This is a genomic window from Staphylococcus sp. EG-SA-2, assembly GCF_017152085.1.
Genome location: NZ_JACYHC010000034.1, coordinates 1 through 576 on the forward strand (window position 1 = coordinate 1; position 576 = coordinate 576).

The window sequence follows — 576 nt, forward strand, 5'->3', positions numbered from 1 at the left end:
CATTTTCTTCAATTACTTCACCAAGGCGTTTAAAATCTTTGTCTTGAATCGCTGCTTTTGCTTCAGCTAAATCTTCATCAATATGATCTAACCAATATTGATAAAACCTTGATGTGTTTCGTGTCAATGACATACCATATCGACTAGGTACCTTTTTAGAATGTTGATTAATCACAACAAATATCATGGCAAGGTCATCTTCAAAATGATTCGATTCAAGTGGAACGGCATATGACGTCTCATCACTATACCCTTTTTCCCATTCTGCAAATCCACCATAAATACTACGCGACGCAGAACCCGAACCAATTCGCGCCAATCTCGATAAATCCTTATCTGACAGCTGCATGTCTAGCGCTTGATTACAAGCTGCTGCTAAAGCTGCATATGCGCTTGCCGATGAAGCCAACCCTGCTGCTGTTGGTACAAAATTGTCGCTTTCAATTTCTGCATACCAATCGATGCCAGCTCTATTTCTGACAATATCCATATATTTTGAAATTTTCTCTAATTCTTTGCCACTAACCTTTTCACCATTCAACCAAAATTGATCCTGTGTTAACTGGTCGTTAAAAG

General features: G+C 38.7%; 1 protein-coding gene. It reads right to left on the reverse strand.

The genetic code is table 11. From position 1 onward, the window contains the following. Positions 1-576, reverse strand: a 576-nt coding sequence (mvaD, locus tag IDG60_RS00285) for a diphosphomevalonate decarboxylase (RefSeq protein WP_206160344.1), incomplete at both ends; no start/stop codon positions are given.